General features: G+C 51.8%; 20 protein-coding genes, 1 tRNA gene and 1 pseudogene. 9 read left to right on the top strand and 13 right to left on the bottom strand.

The window, feature by feature from the left end:
- Nucleotides 1-30 precede the first annotated feature (30 nt).
- On the top strand, nucleotides 31-876 hold the full coding sequence (locus Q31b_RS19260) for a TlpA disulfide reductase family protein (RefSeq protein ID WP_146601269.1): 846 nt from the start codon (nucleotides 31-33) through the stop codon (nucleotides 874-876).
- Nucleotides 877-928: 52 nt separating this feature from the next.
- Nucleotides 929-1,333 carry a PH domain-containing protein gene (locus tag Q31b_RS19255; protein WP_231617700.1) on the top strand — a complete coding sequence of 135 codons (405 nt, stop codon included), beginning with the start codon at nucleotides 929-931 and terminating at the stop codon, nucleotides 1,331-1,333.
- A gap of 118 nt (nucleotides 1,334-1,451) precedes the next feature.
- On the opposite strand, the gene Q31b_RS19250 is transcribed toward Q31b_RS19255, so the two are convergent.
- A complete protein-coding gene (locus tag Q31b_RS19250; protein ID WP_146601268.1) occupies nucleotides 1,452-2,294 on the bottom strand; it encodes a class I SAM-dependent methyltransferase in 843 nt (280 codons plus the stop codon).
- A gap of 252 nt (nucleotides 2,295-2,546) precedes the next feature.
- On the opposite strand from Q31b_RS19250, the gene Q31b_RS19245 reads away from it, so the two are divergent.
- Nucleotides 2,547-3,431 (top strand): hypothetical protein, encoded by an 885-nt coding sequence (locus tag Q31b_RS19245; protein WP_146601267.1) that lies wholly within the window; start codon nucleotides 2,547-2,549, stop codon nucleotides 3,429-3,431.
- 127 nt (nucleotides 3,432-3,558) lie between these two features.
- Here Q31b_RS19245 and Q31b_RS19240 read toward each other — a convergent pair whose 3' ends face one another.
- Entirely contained in the window at nucleotides 3,559-3,891 is a 333-nt protein-coding gene (locus tag Q31b_RS19240; protein WP_146601266.1) for an STAS domain-containing protein, read from the bottom strand.
- A 520-nt stretch (nucleotides 3,892-4,411) separates the two neighbouring features.
- Between Q31b_RS19240 and ptsP the strand changes: the two genes are divergently transcribed.
- On the top strand, nucleotides 4,412-6,727 hold the full coding sequence (gene ptsP, locus Q31b_RS19235; RefSeq protein ID WP_146601265.1) for a phosphoenolpyruvate--protein phosphotransferase: 2,316 nt from the start codon (nucleotides 4,412-4,414) through the stop codon (nucleotides 6,725-6,727).
- Between the two features lie 23 nt (nucleotides 6,728-6,750).
- Here ptsP and Q31b_RS19230 read toward each other — a convergent pair whose 3' ends face one another.
- Nucleotides 6,751-7,290 carry an RDD family protein gene (locus tag Q31b_RS19230; protein WP_146601264.1) on the bottom strand — a complete coding sequence of 180 codons (540 nt, stop codon included), beginning with the start codon at nucleotides 7,288-7,290 and terminating at the stop codon, nucleotides 6,751-6,753.
- Between the two features lie 101 nt (nucleotides 7,291-7,391).
- Here Q31b_RS19230 and Q31b_RS19225 point away from each other — a divergent pair, with 101 nt between their 5' ends.
- Nucleotides 7,392-8,177 carry a redox-sensing transcriptional repressor Rex gene (locus tag Q31b_RS19225; RefSeq protein WP_231617699.1) on the top strand — a complete coding sequence of 262 codons (786 nt, stop codon included), beginning with the start codon at nucleotides 7,392-7,394 and terminating at the stop codon, nucleotides 8,175-8,177.
- Between the two features lie 169 nt (nucleotides 8,178-8,346).
- A tRNA-Gln gene (locus Q31b_RS19220) sits at nucleotides 8,347-8,418 on the top strand.
- Here the strand turns inward: Q31b_RS19220 and Q31b_RS19215 are convergent.
- From Q31b_RS19215 to Q31b_RS19170, 10 genes and pseudogenes are all read right to left on the bottom strand, one after another.
- Entirely contained in the window at nucleotides 8,393-9,718 is a 1,326-nt protein-coding gene (locus Q31b_RS19215) for a tyrosine-type recombinase/integrase (protein WP_146601263.1), read from the bottom strand. The genes Q31b_RS19220 and Q31b_RS19215 overlap by 26 nt on opposite strands.
- A 552-nt stretch (nucleotides 9,719-10,270) precedes the next feature.
- Nucleotides 10,271-11,356 carry an AAA family ATPase gene (locus tag Q31b_RS19210; protein ID WP_197171859.1) on the bottom strand — a complete coding sequence of 362 codons (1,086 nt, stop codon included), beginning with the start codon at nucleotides 11,354-11,356 and terminating at the stop codon, nucleotides 10,271-10,273.
- Nucleotides 11,349-11,630, bottom strand: a complete 282-nt coding sequence (locus Q31b_RS19205; RefSeq protein WP_231617698.1) for a helix-turn-helix domain-containing protein — start codon at nucleotides 11,628-11,630, stop codon at nucleotides 11,349-11,351. Before Q31b_RS19205 ends, Q31b_RS19210 begins: the two co-directional genes overlap by 8 nt.
- Nucleotides 11,623-11,847, bottom strand: a complete 225-nt coding sequence (locus Q31b_RS19200) for a hypothetical protein (protein WP_146601261.1) — start codon at nucleotides 11,845-11,847, stop codon at nucleotides 11,623-11,625. Before Q31b_RS19200 ends, Q31b_RS19205 begins: the two co-directional genes overlap by 8 nt.
- Nucleotides 11,848-11,945: 98 nt before the next feature.
- The gene (locus Q31b_RS19195; protein ID WP_146601260.1) at nucleotides 11,946-12,980 is read right to left on the bottom strand and encodes a hypothetical protein; all 1,035 of its coding nucleotides are present in this window, start codon (nucleotides 12,978-12,980) and stop codon (nucleotides 11,946-11,948) included.
- Between the two features lie 4 nt (nucleotides 12,981-12,984).
- A pseudogene (locus Q31b_RS19190) lies at nucleotides 12,985-13,125 on the bottom strand (DUF4357 domain-containing protein); the annotation flags it as partial.
- An 875-nt stretch (nucleotides 13,126-14,000) separates the two neighbouring features.
- Complete coding sequence (locus Q31b_RS19185; protein ID WP_390622336.1) at nucleotides 14,001-14,789, bottom strand: S16 family serine protease; 789 nt, start codon at nucleotides 14,787-14,789, stop codon at nucleotides 14,001-14,003.
- Entirely contained in the window at nucleotides 14,678-15,643 is a 966-nt protein-coding gene (locus tag Q31b_RS19180) for a hypothetical protein (protein WP_146601258.1), read from the bottom strand. The genes Q31b_RS19185 and Q31b_RS19180 overlap by 112 nt, the downstream gene beginning before the upstream one ends.
- Before the next feature lie 210 nt (nucleotides 15,644-15,853).
- Nucleotides 15,854-16,978 (bottom strand): DUF262 domain-containing protein, encoded by a 1,125-nt coding sequence (locus Q31b_RS19175; RefSeq protein WP_146601257.1) that lies wholly within the window; start codon nucleotides 16,976-16,978, stop codon nucleotides 15,854-15,856.
- 20 nt (nucleotides 16,979-16,998) lie between these two features.
- Entirely contained in the window at nucleotides 16,999-18,264 is a 1,266-nt protein-coding gene (locus Q31b_RS19170) for a hypothetical protein (protein ID WP_146601256.1), read from the bottom strand.
- Nucleotides 18,265-18,849: 585 nt separating this feature from the next.
- On the opposite strand from Q31b_RS19170, the gene Q31b_RS19165 reads away from it, so the two are divergent.
- The 3 genes from Q31b_RS19165 to Q31b_RS19155 all read left to right on the top strand — a co-directional run bounded on the left by Q31b_RS19165 (nucleotide 18,850) and on the right by Q31b_RS19155 (nucleotide 20,352).
- On the top strand, nucleotides 18,850-19,416 hold the full coding sequence (locus Q31b_RS19165) for a hypothetical protein (RefSeq protein ID WP_197171855.1): 567 nt from the start codon (nucleotides 18,850-18,852) through the stop codon (nucleotides 19,414-19,416).
- Nucleotides 19,417-19,562: 146 nt separating this feature from the next.
- Nucleotides 19,563-20,069: a hypothetical protein gene (locus tag Q31b_RS19160; RefSeq protein WP_197171853.1), complete on the top strand. Its 507-nt coding sequence runs from the start codon at nucleotides 19,563-19,565 to the stop codon at nucleotides 20,067-20,069.
- A 31-nt stretch (nucleotides 20,070-20,100) separates the two neighbouring features.
- A complete protein-coding gene (locus Q31b_RS19155) occupies nucleotides 20,101-20,352 on the top strand; it encodes a nucleotidyltransferase domain-containing protein (protein ID WP_197171851.1) in 252 nt (83 codons plus the stop codon).
- Nucleotides 20,353-20,579: the final 227 nt, after the last annotated feature.

Here is a 20,579-nt window from a genome sequence, read left to right as displayed (position 1 = left end):
ATTCAACGTATCGATTGATTACAACTATCCGTGGATCAAAGAGAACTGATGATGAGAATGATGAGCCAGCACAAAAAGATTTGCTTGCAAAGTAGTCTGCTAATGATATTCGTCTCGCTCGCAGGCTGCAACAGTGACCCGACGGAACCCTCGGTAGTAGCACCGCCCGATAGCAGCAGCCCCCTTGACGAGGGGACTGGCCAATCGAGTTCGGTCCCGACGGCGCTACCGAACCACACCGAGTCGTCAGGCGAATTGGATGTCCCGGGGAAACTTGAATTGCCTGCGGGCGCTATTCCCGACCCTGACGCAGAGCCATCATCCGCGACGGAGGCTGAGCCACCAAGTGGTTCGGGCGGACTCGAGATGCCGAGTGATGCCGACGTTTCCAAGTCGGAAGTCTCTCAGCCCAATGTGTCCGCTGCCCGCCAAACGATCGGTTATGCGGAGTGGAAAGAGATCGAGCAGAAGGTTACTAGCAGCAACCAACTTACGGTTGTCGACATCTGGTCATTGTCATGCCAACCATGCTTAGAGGAGTTCCCTGGTCTTGTCCGTTTGCATCGCGAACTCGGAGAGCAGGTTAGTTGCATTAGTGTCAACGTTGATTTTGATGGACGAAAAACCCGACCGGCTGATTATTACGAAGACCGCGTGGCCGCGTTCTTAGCGGAGGTGGGTGCAACGTTCCCTACGTACATCAGCGAAACGGCCAGCGACGATATTTTTTCCGAACTGGATCTGGCGTCGATTCCTGCCGTCCTCATCTATGATGCGGAAGGCAACTTAATCAAACGTTTTGTTGACGTTGGTGATACAGTGGGATTCAGCTATGACGCCGACGTGATCCCCTTTATCAAGCCGTTCGCGAAATAGGGTATCAACCACCGACCCGATGAACGCATTTGACAAACACTCTAAACGACCGATGCAATTCGACTCGGCGATCGATCTTTGGCTGGCCGCTTTGTTGATGCTCGCTCCAGGCCTATCGATTGCGCTAGGGTTGTACTTGTTTTTTCAGGAACAGCCTGGCGATGCGTCGATCGTCTTTTTGGTCGGTACAGGATGCCTCCTGTTGACGGCCTTGTTCACGGCTCCTTGTCGTTACACGATCCTAACGGACGCGTTGTCAATTCGCTGTGGAATGCTGTGCTACCAAATCCCACTCGAGTCGATTGAGTCGGTAACGAAATCGCGCAGCATTGCCAGTGCTCCCGCCTTGTCGGTACGTCGGGTTTGCATCAAGACCGATAAACGCAGCTACCTCGTTTCGCCAAAAGATCTCGACCAATTCATCGAGGCTCTGAACTCACAGCGAATGAAACCGTAAAACGGCTTCGCCGCAATGTCGCTCAGCTCTCTGAAGGGATAACCTCCGCCGATGGGCTGAGCCCAACTTTCGATCGATTGACTGCAAACGCGTTCTACTCGGACGGCAGATCGACGATCTACATTTCGTTATGAAACACGTACTCATTGCATCCCCATCCGTGGCCCACGGTTTTCAGACGATCGAGTACAAAACCCTGTTCGCGAAGCGGCATGATAATCGCTTCAGGCGTCGCCACTTCAAACGGCAACCCACCGACCCAATCGACCCAATCGTGCCAGGCCGACATCCCGCGGTCACGACGCTTTGCTTTCCAATCGGCAAAAGGCAGCGGATTTCGTCCCTGCAAAAGCCGAGCGAAAGCAAATTTGAGTTCGTAAACTCCCGCGATCATGATCACCCATATCGGCCGCACTCTCGGTGGCAAGCGATTGTAAATCCGCTTAATTTTAAGCCAACGACGACTTGCTCCACCTTGATGGTTGTAGATGGAGATAAAGAATTTTCCACCCGGCTTGACTCGTTCACTCGCAAGTAGAATCGCACGTTTCATGTCGCCTGTATGATGCAATACACCCCATGAGTAGACGATATCGAATGTACCGATCGAATTCATGAAGGCCGGATCGAGTACCGACCCTCGATCGATCGACCACGATCGACTCGAATCGCCGAATTGCTCCTTTAGACGTTTGGTACAAGCAACACTCTCACGGTCATAATCGATCGACACGACATCGCATCCGAGTCGATGGGCAGCAAGTGAAAACAGTCCGCTGCCGCTACCGATGTCTAAAAAGCGTTTCCCTGCATAAGACTCGCAAAGCAAATTCTCTCGGAGAGACGCGACCGCTTCTTGAATACGTGCTTCGTCCAAGGACTCGAGAAACGCCTTCCAATTGGCTCCAAAACCAAAACGCACCTCATCGCTTTGCTGCTCTTCGGTTAGGGGCTGCGACATGGTTTATCCAGAAATCGAGAAAACGCACAAATCCTTTTCATTCCGCAGAATTTCTACAATCGGACCATCGTGAACAATACGACCACGGCGAAACGTCAAGCTAAGTCCTACTACCTTCGCCTCGGACGAGAAGAATCCGAGTTCTTAAGCGACGGTATTGAATCACTCACAGGAATTGGATCGATACCAGAATCACTACGAAGCTCCTAGAAAGCTTAATCAAGAGAACAAATTACTGGAACACCCTTAGCTATGCGTTACACCCTCCCCCTACTGATAACGACGCTGAGCGTGCTTTTCCCTGGGTTCGCTCAAGCGCAAAGCACCATAAGCAACTCCCCTTTTGACCTGACCGGCAGCGTCGGAGCCTGGATCACCGACCTGCCGAACTATGACCTCGGCACTGCATCCGATGGTTCGAGTGCGTTTTCTGACAGCCTTGACGATTTCGGCGGGATCGTTCGCATCGATGCCGTCCGCCGTGCTCTTGGTACGCGGACCAGTTTCGAAGGCAACCTTTTTTACGCCTGGGCCGATGGCTCATCCAACGGCACGGCCGGCGATATCTCGATCTTAAACCCGGCGGACGGAGTTGCAGCGGCTCTAGCTGGTGCAAGCCCGAATGTCGATAGTAGCGTTCGACATTACGGCGGTGACGCGATCATCCGCGATACTTGGCAAACTCGATTCGGCGGCCTTTCCGCGGGTGTGGCCTATAGTCTGATGGCCTTTGACCAAGATTTTGACCTGTATGATGGTGCGACTCGGTTGTTCGACGAATCTCTTGATAGCGATTTCCAGGGCGCCAAGATCGTTAGCGGCTGGGATGGCTACCTGTTTGGTCGGGCCAGTCAGCTCGATTTCAATGTGGGTATCTACGATATGAATGCCGACTACGTCGCTTCCTCGGGATCGGTCACCGCCACGGCGATTGCCGAACTTGAGAAGACGACTTACACGATCGAAACCGGCTTCACCACCTGGTCAAAAATTCGTGGCATCGACGTCGCATGGAACGTGAATGTGATGTACATCGCCGACATGCCGACAATTGAACGTACTGCCGGATCCGCCGCATCACTCGGCACCGACGATGCCGTCACCGTTAGTTGCATGTGCGAATTCCTGCTCTACTAGAGCATTTTGACTCTTGATGCGACGGAGGCTTCCAGCCTCCGTTGAGAAGATCGCTGCGGCTCGAACCCGCCGCCACGAAACACGCAGCCGATGGCATTCTGTAAAATGAAAATGTTCTAAAACAGGATTAAACGAACGTGGCAGGCGTTACCGCAGAATGCCTCAGTTCGATCAATCGATCGAGCCGAGTTAGCGTAAACACTTCAAGCAGATTCGGCTGAGGATTGTTCAGAACCAGCCGTCTGCTTTTCTGCCGCGCCGATAACTGCAGCCGAATCAATTCGCCGATCTCTTGGCTCGAAATCAGTTCGACACTTCGTAGGTCGACGAGAATCTCTGTCTCGCTACCCTGCTCAAGGCCTCGTCTTGCCGCGGCAAGCCAGTGCTTCGGTGCCCCATGCTTGGAGGACCCAGCGGCGGGCGCTGGAGTTCGTTTATGGTCAACGTCTACATACATCATTCAGGCCTCGATTGCTGGGTCGTTTTGGAAACTGGTTCGATAACCCGCCTCATCTTTGTCCACTTGTGCAGCTACCGTGCCGATTGTACGAAATCGCCTTGCGGGATCAGATTGCCACGCAATCAACCCCCTAAAGACGCATACAGCTCCTTGACCAATCACGCTAACGAAAACAACCGCCCAGAAAACAGGCACCACGCCTATTTCCCAGGCATTCACGGCACCTATTTTTTGCAATTCGAAAACACTAAGATGGGAGCCCTGAAGCCAGTTTGAACGAGAGTATTTTCATTTCCTGCACAAATTGGCGAGACGATGATGCTGAAACGATCATGCTGCTGGTATGATGGTTGCACCGCAGGGAAACGCAAGACGCATCGAGCCCATCGGAAAAGGGGTCTGACCCTCTCCGGCAAGGACAAAAACGCCCTAAAAATCAACATACCTCCAAAGGGTCAGACCCCTTTTCGGATAGGTTCTCAGGGCTGCAAGGCCCACTTCCCAAAGCAGCCCCGAAGCCATGCAAAGCGAACGAATCGGTTTATCGACACTCGAAGATATTACGAAGCTGATTCTCGATTCGCATGGACCCGACGAAACCCTGCGAAACATCGTCCAGCTGGTTGCCGAGCGGATGCATACCGAAGCCTGCTCGATCTACCTTTACGACAATCACAAACTAACGCTGCGGGCGACGATCGGTTTATCAACCGACTTGATTGGCCAGGTCACGCTAAGCATCGGGGAAGGTCTGATTGGGCATACCGCTGAAACGGGCGGCATTGTGAATGTCAATGAGGCTCAGGAACACGAGCGATTTCTATTCGTCGAATCTTTAAACGAAGAAATATACCACTCGTTTCTTGGTATTCCGTTATTCAATCAGCAAAGTCTCATCGGCGTGCTGGCGATCCAATCGATTGAACCACGCTGGTTTAGCCCTCTTGAGATGAGTGCGTTAAGTACGATCGCGTTTCAATTGTCAACCGTTGTCGCGAGTGCCCGCTTACTCGACCAGCTCGAACGCGAACAAGCTGATGCAAATGCTTCGAAAGTCGAGCAAATCAAAAACAAACAATGCTGTGAAAAACCAGTGGCTCTTCGTGGCCAATCCGCTTTTTCCGGGTTCGCGATTGGCCCAGCTGTTTTGATTCGACACGCGTTTGGATTAACGGACCGATTGGACGATGAATCGCTCGATATGGAAAGTGAACGAGAGCGGCTCGAATCGGCACTGGAATCAGCGCGAATCGACACGATCTGCTTAGAGAAAAAAGTTGCCGACCGATTGAGTGATGCCGACGCATCCATTTTCCATAGCCATTTAATGATCCTTCAAGATCGTGTTTTGATCGATAAGCTACTGGTAAAAATCGATCAGGGATCGAGTGCCGTCAACGCGGTCAAAACGGTACTGGCCGACTACGTTGCTGCCTTTCGGCGGATCGATGATCCCTACCTGCGAGAGCGAGCGATCGATTTAGAAGATATTGGTCGACGGTTGCTCGCCAAACTGCTCGGCGAGGAAAGTGAATCGGTACAGCTACATCATCCAGGGATCATCGTTGCCAAAGAACTAATGCCATCGGATGTCGCGTCGCTAGACCATCATATGATTTTGGGGTTGATCCTCGAATCCGAAGACCGCAATTCACACGCAGCAATTATCTCAAAGTCACTCGGCATCCCATCGCTATTCGGCGTCAAAGATGCTCTGCAACTCATCGACTCCGGGGCCTCTTTGATTCTCGATGCCAACAGCGGTTGTGTGCATATCGAGCCCAGCGATGCTATCCGCTCGGAGTACGAACGATTGAAGGCCGATAGCGTCCGCCAGCAGGAACAGTTGTTGGAATTCAAAGATCGCGATGCACTGTCGAGCGATGGAACCAGCGTTTGTTTGCGTGCCAATGTCGGCCTGGTCAGCGATTTGGAACTAGCTCATCGCTATGGAGCACAAGGCGTCGGACTTTATCGTACCGAGTTTCCTTACATGGCACGTACCAATTTTCCTGATCGACAAACGCAGTACGATATCTATCGGATTGTCGTCGAATCGTTCGCTGGAGAATCGGTCACGATTCGAACGCTCGACATCGGCGGTGATAAAATGCTGCCGTACTTTGAAGTGCCCGAAGAAGACAACCCCTTTTTAGGCTGGCGTAGTATTCGTGTCTCGCTAGACCATCGCGAAATGTTTCAAACTCAAATCGAAGCAATCTTGATGGCGTCGACGCATGGCAATGTAAAGATCATGTTTCCGATGGTCAGCAGCATGGATGAAGTGATCGCTTGCAAAGAGGTGGTACGTGTAGCCAAACAGAACCTGGAAGCGGAAGGATGGTCGATTCCTGACGTGCCCTTTGGCGTCATGATCGAAGTTCCCGCTGCCGTTTTGTTGGCCAATCACTTCGCGACCGAGGTCGACTTTTTTGCTCTCGGCACCAACGATCTGATCCAATACATGCTGGCGGCGGACCGAGGCAATTCTCACATCGAGCGATACTATGATTCGCTGCACCCGGCGGTCCTACAAGCGATCGCCCACTTGGTCGACGTCGCCAAGCGACACAAGAAAGGATTATGCATTTGCGGAGAGATGGCTAGCGATCCTGCCTGCTTTGCCATACTCGTGGGACTGGGGCTAAAAGAATTCTCGGTATCATCACCAAGAATTTTGCCACTCAAATCGGTACTCTCCAAACTATCTCTAACACAGATGCAACAACTTGCAAAACAAGTGCTGCGAGAAAGCAGAGGTAGCACGGTCCGTGCCATGGTCGATCAAATGTTGCAAGAAGCCGACTGCCTCGCTAACTTCTCCGCCAGCGATTGACGAATGCCGGCTAGACGATCGTTTTAGCTTAGCAACTTAATGACTTTGGTTCCCGCAATGTCATCGTGGATGCATTTATGGTTCGCACGAAAGATAGCCAGTGCATTGGCTAGGTTGATGAAGCCCCCCACGACCGGCAAACCGCTTGCGATCCAAATCGTCACGTAACGCAAAAGAAGCAACCGCCCCAGTGGTAAAATGCGATCGGTTTCTTCCGACACAATTTGTGTCTTCATGACGAGTTTGCCTACGGTTTGCCCTTTGGTTGCCAGCAAGTAGCCGTTGATGATGATAAAAAAAACGGCCGCAAACAACGCGGCGACGAGATCCCCGTAAAAATCAAATGCGGGGCGATCGAAGTCAAACTCAACTCCGAAGTAAGCGATCGCGAAAAACAACGGAATCCCAACGGTAAAAAACACGAGAATGGTGAGGCAGCTATCGATCAGAGAACCTACAAAGCGTTCGACCCGAGTTGCCAAAGGAGGGTGTGGATTGGAATATCCACGATACGCATCGGTTTCAGCCGGTGCCGCATAAGGATTTAAGTCGCCGTAGGACATCGAAAAATAACCTTGTGAAGGACTTCGCGCAGAAAGCGAATCACGCTCGGCAGCCCTATTTTATCAAGCTTCTTGGCTGGCGAAAATAGGTTACACTAAGGGTGACTAGCACCCACTGCCCTTCGCAGAATACACCGTACCAGACTCATCCCGCGATTCCCGATCTCGACAAAAAAATGGCGTTCCCCATGTCGTCCGAGTCACCGATGGAAGAATCATTGTCGGAAGAATTGTCACTTGGAAATGACCAGGCTGAAGATCGCTCGCGCGCCCAGCTGTCGCGGCCTGCGGTCGGTCGGCTCAGCCTCTACTTTCGTGAGCTTCATCGTCTGCGGGAAGCGGGCACCGAGACGATCAACAGCCGAACACTCGGGCAACTCGTCAACGTCTCGGCCGCGATCCTGCGCCGCGACCTCAGCACGATCGGAACTAGCGGCCGGCGAGGAGTCGGCTACGACGTCGAAGAACTGCTCGAACAGATCGGCAAGGTGCTCGGGTCAGGCCAACGCTGGGAGGTGGTCCTGATCGGCGCGGGCTCTCTAGGGGACGCACTGCTGCGATATCGCGGTTTTTCGCGACTCGGCTTCACGTTGACGACGGCCTTCGACGTCAACCCCGCCCGAATCGGAACGGTTGTCGGAGGGGTCCCCATTCATGACGCCGCCGAAATGCAAGCAAGACTATCGGCCCAACCGCCACATTTGGCAATTCTGGCGATTCCCGCGGCCCAGGCGGCCGAAGTGGCGAACCAATTGGTTTCGCTAGGCGTCAGTGGATTATTGAATTTCGCGCCCGTTACATTGAAACTGGGCTCCAAAGTCGCGGTCGTCAACGTTGACCTGGCCAGCGAATTACAGAGACTTGCATTTGCAGTGCAAACTCAATAGTTAATCGCGAAAACAATGATTCGACGTCCGCAGAATCTCAAAGACCGCAAGAATTTCGTTGCACTTGCAGAAAAATGGTTGCAATCAAAAAAAAAGAAAGGAACGCAAGAAACAGTCGAAACTTCCTCTTTTCAATAACCGAGAAAGATACTAAACTCTCGCCTACTCCTACCCCGTGGTGTAATTGGCAACACAGCTGGTTTTGGTCCAGCCATTCAAGGTTCAAGTCCTTGCGGGGTAGCTAGTGGGGTAACCCTAACGAATCCTGAACCCGTAAAACCCAGTGTTTTACGGGTTTTTTCGTGTTCGGTGATTTCCCTAGAGGCGTCCTGATCGGCATTGATAAGACCGCCCACAAGACCGCCATAAATCGAATCAGTGTCGATCGGCTCCCCGGTCTCTGCCGTCGCCCCTGCCGCCCAGTGATCGTCCGTTACCTGCAAGTAGTGTTTCGCTGCCGTCTTGCTTGAATGCCCCATCCACGAATTGACGACGTGATCTTGATAGCGTTCCTGCAATTCGGTCCTACGGGTCGCCCGCAGATTGCCGAAAGTCTTTTCCCAGGGAACGAGCCCCGCCGATTCGATAATCCGGTTTAGTTGCGTCCCAAGGTTCGCCAGCCGGTGGTATCGCTGGATACATCGGTTGGCACCATCGGGGGCCGCTTCAAACGACGCTCTCAAAAACGGCATCAACTCAGGGAAGATCGGGCAGAATCGCAAACCCGTCTTGGGTGAATCGATCCGTAGCCGGTCAACGTCCCAGAGTACGTCCGCCCAGGTCAACGCCAGAACCTCGCATCGTCGCAAACCAGCGAACCGGGCAAGTGCAAAGATCAAACGCCAATCGTGATCGGGACAAGCGGTAAGCACCTTGGTTGCCGTCTGCCGGTTAATGTAGTGGTCGCGGTCGCGGTTCACCTCGGAATTGGTTTTGAGTCCTAGAAATGGATTCTCGGTTAGCAGACGGTCCTTTACCGCTTCGGAAAACAAAGTCTTGGCTCGTTTGACGTGCTTGCTCACTGTCGCCTCAGCCATCGTCTTAGTGGGCTTACCATCGGCATCCCGTTTGACCACGATGGTAAGGAGCCATCGTCGCCATCGTTCTGCATCGCCCTCAGTGATCGAACCAATAACGCATCGTTCCCCAAACTTCTCAACAAGCAACCGTCGGGCGTGCCCATAGTTGTCGATCGTCCCTTGGGCAAGATCGGTACGGCTCGCTATGTACGCATCACAGAACGGACCTAGCAAGCGTCCTGCATCGCCCTTGCTCTTGTTGCGTTTCGCATCGACAAGACCGATACGGGCCAACGCATCAAACAACCGCCCATCAAGATCATCGGCCCACTTTGCGGTAGCGGCATCGGCACTAACGCCCGCAGCCTTGGCCCTCACAAGCTCGTCAACGTGACGCATCACGCTTTCCGCCCGTCGCTTGCTCGGATCGCTCAAATAGAGTGATCGCTGTTTCTTATCGACATAGAACCGCAGCCGCCACCCAGTACGGCCTCGGTCGGATTCTTTACGTAAGCTAGCCATCGTTACACCTTACAAAACACCAAGGAAAGAAACGCCACGGCAGCCGGTGGTGTAATCCGGTTTTCGGGGATCAGCCTAGCCGCGACGATTGCATACTACGCCGCCAACATGCCAAAGACCAGTTTTCCTAGTTCTGTGCGCATGTTTTGTCATCGTGATTTCTTCGTTTACGGGTTGTTTCATCACGAACGCCAGAAACAACCCTGAAACTCAATAGGCTTTGCTTGAAACTCAAGCGGCAGTTTGTCGCATCTGTTTAGTTCCTGCATAGCCATTGCCTCAAAGGTCCATCCGACGCTTTGCCGTATTTGTTCGTTACTACATTCATTGCTTTTTACTCGCATTTGCTTGACGCTGAACAAAAGGTGTTTTGGCTATCTAGTTTCAAAACAGCTTGCATTGATCGATAAAAGGGAACTCGGACTAGCACGCACACCATTCTTCTCAATCCTGCTACGTCGGTTGATGACACGACGCCTATTACATAAGCGTCGTCGTTCAACCGCTGACGACGGTGGTTGTATGCGTTCAACCGTCCGTTCAACCTCCCGTTCAACCATCCTGTTGTTTTGGCAATCGAAACCGTTCGGACTTCTTGCCGGTGCTCCGGTTCTTCAAGCGTTTGCTGATCGTTTTTAGTCGTGACAACGCTCGCCGTATCCGATCCGGTCCCATCCCGGTAGCGGTTCGCAATTGCGATACAGATAGCGACTTGCCATTGAGTGCTGTTCGTATGGCGTCATCTGCCTCGGTGTCTAGGCGTTTTTGCTTTTCGTCGCCCGTAGTCTGTCGGGTAGCTAATCGTGGCTCCCGGGACGCCAGCTCCCATCGCGGAAAATCGAACCTGATCGATATGTCGTCCGGTGGTGAAAACGATCGGCAAACGGCCTGCAAGACGGCTAGCCCTTCTTCTTCGTGTGGACGTATCGCAAGGTGCGTATCTGTCGCCCGTGCTATCGACCCTGCACCGCTACCCATGTCGGTAATCGATTTACCCGACTGATCGCCCTTGCTGCTGTGATGGACAACAACGATGGCTGCCCCGGTACGGCCAGCAATGCCATCCAAACAATTGTAAATCGCCATCATGGCGGCATTGTCGTTTTCGCTGCATCCCTTGGGCAAGAATCGATAAAGAGCATCAACCACAATCACCGCGTATCGTCCCGGTGCTACGTCCGTCCTCAGCCGCTCAGCCAACTGGTTAATGTTCACCATCCGACCCCGCAGCGACATAACGTCAATCGGAAAGTCTGCTACGGTCGCATACTCAGGGGCCACGGCCTGTAGACGCTGAACCAGCTCGCTAGGGTGTAGCTCAGCATCTACGATCAATACCCGGCCCCGTCGAGTGGGATAGCCCAGCCAATCGCTGCCAGTAGCGACACAACGAGCCATACCATGCACGAGCCATGTCTTGCCAATTTTTGACGCTGCAATCACGTTCATCGTTTCGCCGCAACGCAACAAGCCATCAATCACGGGTGTCGATTGCTTCGGGTGATTGGCAATAAATGAGGCAAGAGTAACAATCTGACTCGGCACTGCGGACGTATCACCGCCCAGGTCCACATCATCGCTATTGCTCTGCATCGTCGCGTAAGAATCGACAATCGGTTTCTGTGTGGTTCTAGGCATTGGTGCTACCCTCCTGACGCTCAAGAGCATCAATCACGGCATCGGGTCTGTACAGACGCCTCCGCCCGATCGTGATGCTAGGAATAACACCATCGGCCCGATTCCTATCGACGGTGGGCCTGCTGACTTCCAGTAGCTCTGCTAGCCTGTCGCCGTCAACTAGACGCGGCTCCTGAGCTTCAGCCATGATCTGACGGAAGGCAGCTATCACGTCGTGGACAATTGCCGCTCGGTCATCGTCTGATAAGACGGTGGTAATTGTGACATTACTCATGGGTGCCGCCTCCCACGCTCGAACCTGGTGCCGTAGTGCCGTCTGCTTGTCGCTGGCAGGCTGAGAATGTATCGCCAAGCTCAATGCCGTACTCGGCTAGCTCAGCGGCAGTAGCATCCCGTAGTACTTGATCGCCGCTCGTGACGGCACTTCGGAAAATGCGAACCAGTGTCGCAATTTTGTCCCGATCTCTGGGACGTCTCTTTGAATGGGCCATGTAAGGAACTCCATGTAGGAAGTGAAGGAACTTGTATACAAGTCCCGCCTCCTGGTTTCCTAAACCTTCTCAGTTTCCTCTGAGGAAACCAAAGTTCCTTATAAACGGTTCGACGATGAGAAATCTTTTCCAGTTTCCTTGGAAACCAGCCGGTCCTTTTTCTTAGCCTCTCGCATCTTCAAGCACAGTTGCCATCCACCGCCTTTTATCTTGGCTGTAGCTTGGATTGTCTTCTTTGAATAGTTTTCTTTTCGCGAACTCAACTCCTGAACCCATTTCTCTAGAGACCAATCGCAGCGATTTGCGTCCTCATCTAGCAATCGGTTCATTGAAGCACTGGCCCTCTCTGCCGATGTGGCATTTGCCGCTATCGCCACGACTCCTGAAAGCCCGTTCGCGACGACAGTCTTAAGTGCCTCCTGCATTAATACGACTTCGGTTGAATCAACGTTGGCATCTTCAATAAAAGCCTCGTGTTCAGCGGGGGGGACTTCCGACCCTTCTGAATGAGCTTCATTCGCACCTAAAGAACCGAACTCATTGCTGTTTGGGATGCCCGACTGATTGGCGACCACCTGTCGCATATCCGAGAGAAGTCGCCACATCCAAGCAGACGGTTCCCGTGCCGGTTGTACGACCCTGTTAACGAAATAAGACCAATTTTCATCATCGTCCTGAAGGGGCCGATACGGAAATCCACGGGCAAATTGCCTGTATTCCCTCATCGCGCCTTCGAGTTCTTCAACTTCTGCTGAAAAACCGCGATCACGCAAGAGTCGGCAGATCAACGAGTCCCATCTTGGGTTCGGCACCTCGGACGGGCAAAACTTCCTTGGTGAGAGATCGTCGGGAACCGACCAAGAGTCATTGAGAACCCATGCGTACTCGTCGAGAAGATCAATCAGCCTTCGATCCGCGATGGAGATTGTTGTCGCGGGAGGCTCAAGATTTTCGCGTTTGCGGTAGCTTGCTAGACCCGAACGATCAACGGGGTCACCCTGACCGACCCCCTGTTGCTTGTGTTCTCTGTTTTGCTTCGCGGCGTAGTTTTCAAACCGCGAATCGGAGTCTCCGTCGGCCAGCGAATCGTCGCGACCGATCAACCACTTCTTTCCGTCTTCGCCGTTTGACATCGTCTTAGCCCTCTGTCGTTGATTGAGTATCCGCGTTGTTGTCTTCGTCTGTGTCCCGATGGATTTCGCTTAACGTCGTTCCGTTTTTATCTTTCCATTCCGTCCAACCATTTGCCGATCGGCCAAGCACAACGGCCGCTGCGGTGCTGGGAAGAGATAGTCTTTGGGTGAATTAGTACGCATCTTCGCGTTCTTCCAGGACGCCTGACGCGACCAACGCATTAAGGGCAATGGGTTGGCCGATCGCAAATACAGTGGAAGCGATCCACCTGCCATGTGATGCTGGTCCGTCGAACAGAGAATGGTCTGTTCTAATGATTTGTCAGTCCAGTGCAAGGTCCAATTAAGTCGCTTAAAACAATGCAACGGTGGGCATATGCATACCTCGAACTGCAAGTCTCTGGAAAGTGGTTGTAAAGAGAGTTCAAAGAGGGTTCAAACACGTTGCAAGCACAGCGAAAGCCTATTGAGACATTGGAGAATATTTTTAGAATTCTATGATATTTTGCGGACACATTCACGATGTACCCGTCTTCTCGGTCAACGTGGAGCCAAGACCTTAGAACCACGCGAGCACGACCGACACAATGTTGGTGTCTCCAAAAAGCATCGTCGCGTTATGGCGACGGTAGGAAGGTCACGGTAGCGTCACCGCCTACGCCAATAGCACCTATGGGGTTGTCATCTCGATCGACGAGGCGAGGTCCTTCCGCGAAAAGATCATCACTAAGATCTATCCCGATCGACCGCTTACTGTCAGCATTGCGGCAGCTTGCAACCGTTTTGGACCGCCCCAACCTCAGCCAGCCTAGTTGCCGCGACAACGCCCCCTCTAATTCATCGATCGTATGTTTGTCGCACATCGGTGTAGATAGACCATGTCCCCAAATGGAGACATGCCCGCTATTCAATCATCTCGCCGTAGTGGTCGTAGTCCCCATCACTTGTACTCGGCTGAGCCGGAATGCGAGGCTGAAAGTCATCCGGCAATTCATAACTGCTAACCGCCTCAGCCTGAATCTACTCGACTCCTAACGCCTTGAACGCTGCGTCTCTGGGGTCAGAGTAGAAGCTGGTTTGGAATTTGGCGAACAGTTCGCCGGGGATTGTTGGGATGTCGCTGACGCTGGCCATCGGTAGCAAAACTCGTTTGGCACCGGCGTCGTGGGCGACTTGAAGTGACTCGGCTAGGTTCTCGACGGGAATGATGTTGCCGCCCAGACTCATGCTGCCTAACACGACCATCTGACTTTGAATTGGTTTAGCTAGGACCGCCGAACAAAGGGCGATAAACGTGGTCAATGTCATCGCACTGTTGGGACCGGTATTGTGGAGTTCGATGATGTGCAAGTGGTAGTCGTGATCGCCCACCTTAACCGATGCGCTGACGCCGCTAGCGTTCGCTTTGAAATAGTCGAAACCAACCTTGATCGCTTCCTTGGCTTTCATGTTTGATCCAAGTCCCGACATTTTCAGCGATCCGTTGCCACTGGTGACCTGCGTTTCGAGTCGATATAGCCCCAGATGTGAATCATTTCCACCTGTGGCGACAGTGTGCATCACACCAGGATTCAAGGGACCATCAGGGATCAGAGAACCGCCGCCTTGCTCTTGAACGGAGATAAATTTCTCTTCGGAAGTTTCCACGTCGATGTAGCTGAAGTGAACATCGTAAAACTCCATGCCGCCGATTTTCTTCAACTGCTCCTTGATTCTGCGGCGGACTTCCAATGCGTAATCGAGACAGCGACGTACAGCTTCTTTGTCATATTCCTCGTTGGGATACAGCAGCTTGAGCAACCCCGACACAGTATGCTTGCGGAAGCGATCACATCTGACAGAATGTTGAAGCTGGTGGCTTGCTTTGCACTGTCTCGCCACTGGGCGAGACAGACGACGGCGTTGCGTGTGCCGCTGCGGCTCAACTGATACTTCAGGATTGCAGGGGGGACATTGATTCCAAGTTGATGAGCGAAGTCGGACAACATCAACCGCATCAGCAGTTTTTGCAGCGTCGGACTTTCTTCCTCGTAACCAAATGCCGTGGAAACCATCTTCCAAAAAGATCCGTCCAGATCGAACTTTTCGATTTGTGTCCAGTTTGGCGGCGGCGTTTCTAGGTCAATCTCTTCTTGTTCGGTGAACGATTGGAACAAAGTGCGAACAATGCTAAAAAGCTCAGGTTGATCGGCCTTCGTGATGACCGCCAACATTTTGCGATCTAAGTCCAACTCGTTGTCGTCAGCGTTGACCAATTGCTTGAGCTTGCCAAGCCGTTCCTTGTTGTCGAAGAACTTTCGACGAAGTGTCAAATGGCTGCGAAGGTGCTGCCGAGCCAGTCCCAATTCATCGAGAATGATGGACGAACGATCTGCTCGAAAGCTGCGGCTATACAAACGGATGTCGAGCAGGATGTCGTCTTCAAACTCTGGTTCTTCGGTTGGAGCGTATAACAGGAACTTGGCATCGGGTTCTTCACGCTCGATCCGTAGCTTCGTTTCAATGCTGCCAACTTGGTCGAGTCTGACGACATTGATACCATCGAGATCTAGCGTCTCCACGGTTCGGTCAAACTCCTGCTGCGGATCGTTCCAAAAAACAATCCGCTGGTGTTCTTCGTCGTAGATTTTGCTCAGGGCTTCGGTGAGTTGTTTGGTGTCCATTTTAATTTCCTCTTCCCAAATTCGCAGTTGCCCATCTTCTTGAGTCCAGTCGCCTCACAGATCCCTGGTCTAATTCAAGCTGTTGTTCTCGCCGCCGCAAATCAACATCTGGCAAACAATCGTCTTGATCGCAGAATAGCACATAGCAACCCTTTCCGTCTTTCGAACTGCGAAACCGGATTCCGTCAAAGCATTCATCTTCGTTTGTCTTCAATTCGTACTTGTTGTGAGGTACTTGCTGTCGAGCTTGCGGTGACGGACGTAATAAGCGATTGGCAGCAATGCACTGTCGGCTCTTAGCGTTTTCTCAGTGAAACCGAAACTGGCTAACAATTGGACTGCGACCTTCAGCGACTCTTTAACTTCTGGCCATCGTTTTTCGAGAATCCCCATGTTCTTACGATTGAAGTTCTCGACTTTGAATCCGACGCTGCCGATGTCGGCCAGCATCAACCCCGCCTTCAGGACTAGGTCTTTAGTGAAGTTGAATCCATCGCCGGTGTTGTTGAGTTCGTCAACGAGCGTGTGGATTTCCTTGCGGGCATCGCCTGTCCACTGTGCGACGGCAATCGAAAGCAGTAGGTCGGAATACGACAGGACTGTGCCGCCGCTGTTCATGCGAATGAAGATATTGAGAACCTTCTCCAAGTCTTGGCTTTTTTCTTCGTAAAACGAAAGCAAACTCTTATTGTGGATGACTTGGTAGAGCTGATTGAGTGGACCACAAGCAGCTTCGACCCTATTCTGTGGCAATCGGGCGTTCAGCCACTGAATCATCTCCAATGTTGGATTTGTAAACGCCAAAACGTCGGCAACCTTGTACCAGCATTCGCTATCTTTACTTTCGTTGGCTTGTTCATTCGTCAAGAATTTAAAACGATACTTCTCACTGTTCTCATCGTCGTCACCATGCTCAGCAAGGAGATCGAGGAAAAGATGTTTTTCAGGGAACGCATCTGGATTGCTTCGGCGACCATGTTTCACCCGCCAAGCCATCGATCCACATAGTCCAATGTTCAACGCTGTCAGTCGTTGCTGCCCATCGAGAACTGCCGTGAGTTCAGTATCGTGGAAAATTGGAAGCTGAGGGCAATGCGGAGCGTCTCGTTCATGATAGTTACAAACGAAGCTGTAAAACTTGTATTTGTTGCTGTTTAGCTTATCGACCTTCCAAAACAAAAACGTGCCGAACGGATAGCCTTGCATCAGACTGTCAAACAGTCGTGCGATCTGTTCGGGTTTCCAAACGAACTCACGCTGGATCGCCGGAAGGACGAACCTGTTCTGCTGGATTGACTCCAGTATCTCTTTGATAGTGCCGCCGGTCTGGTACATGCTGTTGGTCCTGGTTTGTGCTAGCGAATCTCAATTCGTTCGTCGTTGTTGATCGCTGCTTCGAGTTCCTTCCGAAGTGCGGTAAGAAACTCGTCAATGTCTTCTTGTGTTTCCAAGTAAGTCTTGGTCGTCAGTGTTTTTGGGTGAACTACCTTTGGTTTCTTGAACTTGGGAGTTACGATACCGACTCCACCTCCCTTCTTAGAACCGTCCTCAGCAACGACTGTCGCTTTCTTGGTTACTTGCTGAGCGAGAAAATCACCAATTTTTGCAATAGCAGCATCTTTCAGGTTCACTGCATCCGTTTCTGCCTGTGTAATGTGAGCCAAACTAGTTTGACCAGTCACTTGACTCTTGACGGACTCCAGCGGTTTCAAACACGACGATGACAACCCAGGATCATCACCTGCCGCCGCAAGCTCTTGTCGAATCGCTTGGATCTGTGTTTCGATCTGCCCGAGTGATTTTTCTCGCTGTTGGCTTACTAGCTTGTCATTGACCTGCTGCACCGTAAGAACAAGCGGACTAACTTCCTGTACCATCCCGTAAGGTTCAGCAGCAGTGCGAATTACTTTCAGACGATCCAACGCCTTTTTGGCATCTGCGTCCTGTTCAAGCTGACGCTGGTTTAGATTGAATTGTTGTTCCGCCTTGAGCATCTTGTCCCATGTCGGCTTCTGACTCTCAAAGAAATGTTCTAGGTCACTGAAGTCGTCGGATAGCTGGAGCAGACTGTCTTTGTTCTCGTTGAAGCGTTCTAAAAATCGATTGCTTTCATCCACCATCAACAAGGATTTGATCGTGGACAATGAATCGCCAATGGTTTCCTTACCAGGGTAGCGACCATCTTCGGCAAGCTCGGAGTATCGTTTTAGAGACGACTGTTGATGCTCTAGCTTCTTTCGCAAAAATGCGTAGAGTCCATCCTCCGTTTCTGGTCCCATCTCGTGAAAAACTTCTTTGCCAAGCTCACGAGCTTTCTTCACATCCTCGATCTTGGCAGTCACCTTTCGAACCACGGTGATCTTTCGCCAGTTTTTCGTTTCCGATAGTGCCGAGTTGAGATCATCATGTTTGATGGCGTCACCAACACGCATGAAGAGAATCTCACCGGCTGCGTACAGTCGAACCAACAACATCGCTGTTTCCAGTTCCGGCCATGCGTAGGGACGATCTGAAAAGCGACCATAACACATGTCGTACATGACGATCTCTTTGTGACTTGTGGTCGCCAGATCGATGTATCGCCGAACCTCTTCCAAAGCCTGTGGATTGTTCGCAGGCATCCTCCGTTGCAAACGACTCAATGGGCACACCGTCAATGTCAGTGAACTCGCTTAACGAAATATCATCCTCAGCTAAGCGTGCTCGCAAGACGTTGACTCGACCAATCGGCATGTGCGAAATGAAATGGCATAACAGCGGACCATCCCAATCGCCGTCGGTCCATCGCAACGGGGTTTGATTCCTTCGAGGTGCACGCAGTAGCGTGGTAGCAGGCTGTGCAGCAAAGCCACCGAAGCCGGCCCGCAATTTGACAGGGGAGTCCGCGTCGGTGAGAATACTCAAAGAGGCGATCTCACCTCCCCGGCGAGAACACTCAATCAAACCGGTGATAACACCCCCCGTGACTGACTTATCGCTGTCCCAACCAGGGATAATTACTTCGTTATGCCTACAAGGCGTCGTTTTTCGTGAAGAAGAAAACTGTAGCCAAGAACGATAAGCCGAAGAAACGGCGCGCAGGTTGTGACAAAGGGCGAATTGCCCCAACGACAGAAACAAAGCTCCGTTTGTTCGCTGACTCGGGGGGCTTCTGTCAGAATCCAGAGTGCTTATCCGAATTGTTTCGTGATATCGAAGATATCACTGTGCATGTTGCAGAAATGGCGCACATCATCAGCGCGGCTGATGATGGACCCAGGGCGAACACAACGCTGACTGCTGAACAACGCGGACGCTACACAAACCTCATCTTGCTCTGCCCAACCTGCCATACAATTATTGACAAGGCCGAGGACAAATACCCCGAGGCACTTGTAATCAATTGGAAACAGACACATAAACAAAAGATCACAAATCTGTTTGGCGTAGTGTCCTTCGATACGAGAGAAGAAACGCGAAACTTCATCACTCCGCTGCTCGCCGAAAATCACACCATCTTTGAGCAATACGGTCCGATGACGGAAGAACGCTTCAACCCCGAGAGTTCAATGCCCATCCAGTGGCTCCGGAAGATTCGGGTGAAGATTATTCCCAACAACCGTCGGCTATTGACTGCGTGTGACGCCAATTGCGTCATGTTGACGCCGGACGAACGCAAGACAGTTGAACTGTTTCGACAGCACGTCGACGACTTTGAGGCTAAGCATCTAGGGGAAACTGATCAGAACGGATCGCAATTTCCTCCCGACATGGAGCGGCTATTTGCCGACTAGCTATGACGCGGGAAGATTCATGGTCTGCCAATTGGGCTTGTAGCAAACTGATATCTTATGAAGATATCCAGTCTGCGAATGCACGCGACACAAACCAAATCGAATTGTCGGTCAAGAATCTTCAACGACCGGTACATATTGCAACGATGTCGGTCGAAACCGTTCGCTCGACAGACCTTAATGAGCTGTGCACCTCCAGCGATATTGAATTCGCAATGAATATAAAGAAGGATGCACTCTATGATCAGTCGGCTATCCAATTCTCAGAATCCCGCCCGATTGGCATAGGCGGACTAGGTGATCTCTATAGAGCGGCCCGTGAACGGGAGTTTCGCAACTACCTTCCGAAAGAGACGCGATTCATTCTGCGCGGCCTGCGCCAGCATACGGCTGTCACCAATGTTCAACGCCTAAACAATCGGTTGTATCGCATTGAACGTCGATCACGACAGCCTATGACCGTATTGGCCTTGAATGACTACGATCTAACCGCGGAGTCAGTTCGAGATGGTATCGACCGTTTCGGCACTTGTGACATCATTCTCGCATCAAATCCAAACTGCAGAGCGTCTGGAGAGAGCGTTACAGCAGCAAAGCACTGTGGCGTGCGTGTACTGAAATGGGGCCAATTACTAGGAGCACTCAACCATTAATACTTCAGATGTAATTGAATCGTTGCGTCCATTGAGCCGTCTCCCAATCGAGTCCAGCGTGTATTTGTTTGGGTCGATCGTCAATCAGGAAGTCGAGGCATCCGACGTAGACATCCTGATAGTCTATCGAACTCGCGAGGAACTTCCTTCAATTCGCGAGTCAATCTCGCCCCATGCCTTCAGGTTCCCCCTTGATGTCACGTACATGAGCGAGACCGAAGAAAATGAGTTGAATTTCATTCGTGAACAGAAGGCAACGCTACTTCGCGAGATTTTGGCATAACAAAGGCATAAACGCGGAGCCGCCGATCGCGCGTTTTCAAATGGAGCATCAACCGCGACGGCCCGGTTATGCCAACAGTTCTGTCGCAACCTGCATCACATGACTTATTTGAATCCAATTTTGCGATGACTGAGCAAGCTGGGGTGTCGGGAGGCTTGCGACGGCAACCCCTGACGACTCTGCCAACACCTTCGGTGCTCATACATTCATCGTGTGGGACGATTACA

This window comes from Novipirellula aureliae, assembly GCF_007860185.1.
Taxonomy (GTDB): Bacteria; Planctomycetota; Planctomycetia; order Pirellulales; family Pirellulaceae; genus Novipirellula_A; species Novipirellula_A aureliae.
This window is presented reverse-complemented; position numbering and strand designations above follow the sequence as displayed.